The sequence below is a fragment of the Mycobacterium sp. NGS62 genome (assembly GCF_059812285.1).
In genome coordinates this window covers 1-952 of the sequence record NZ_JCALCK010000073.1, presented here as the reverse complement: position 1 = coordinate 952, position 952 = coordinate 1, and the positions used below count along the sequence as shown (strand labels likewise).

Annotated in this window: 1 protein-coding gene; it reads left to right on the top strand. The window is 66.1% G+C overall.

Features of this window, described 5'->3' with window-relative positions; all coding sequences use genetic code 11:
• Positions 1-840, top strand: an 840-nt coding sequence (locus tag AC5Y49_RS24745; protein WP_499892011.1) for a transposase, incomplete at its 5' end; no start/stop codon positions are given.
• Positions 841-952: the final 112 nt, after the last annotated feature.

The window sequence follows — 952 nt, the reverse complement described above, 5'->3', positions numbered from 1 at the left end:
CACAAGTCACGGGCCCGCACCTTCGACGGCTACAAGAGCCACCTCAGCGTGGATCCCGACGAGGAACTGATCACCAATGTGGCCGTCACCGCGGCCAACACCGCCGACCGCGAGGTCATCGACGAGCTGCTCGACGAACCCACCACGGGCGCACCTGCCGCCGACAACGCCGACAACGCCGACAACGCCGACAACGCCGACAACGCCGACAACGCCGACAACGCCGACAACGCCGACAACGCCGAGGATGACGGTAGCGACTCGCAGCATGATTCGGGGTCGAAAGGTTTTGAGGTCTATGGGGATTCGGCCTATGCCGGCGGGGCCACGCTGAATGAGCAGACGGCGCGGGGTCATGACATGCGCGCCAAAGTGCCTGCGGTACGCAACGCCAACGGCTATTCCAAAGACCGGTTCAGGATTGATCTGGCCAGCGGCACCGTCACCTGCCCGGCTGATCACACCGTGAGCATCCGCGCTGGCCTGCGTCACCGCGTGGCGCGCTTCGGTGTGCTGTGTCAGTCGTGTCCGTTGCGGGCGCAGTGCACGAAGTCGCGTCGGGGGCGGGTGATCAGCATCCACCCCCACGAAGCCGCGCTGCAGCACGCCAAAGCGCGCCAACAGGATCCGGGTTGGCAGCAGGACTACCGAACATATCGGCCCGTGGTGGAGCGCAAGATCAGCCACTTCACCCACCGCCCCTGGGGCGGCCGAAAAGCCCGCTGCCGCGGACACAAACGCATCATGACCGACATCTTGGCCCGAGCCGGCGCCATCAACCTCGCCCGACTGGCCACCCTGGGCCTCCACCACGGTGCCACCGGCTGGGCGATCGCCTGACCCGGCCACCAACCAGGCACCCAGGGGGTCAACTTCACATGCCGCCAGGGGTCAGGATTCGAACGCCATCGACACCAGCCCACCAAAGGGCACTACATCAGCGGCATCCTAG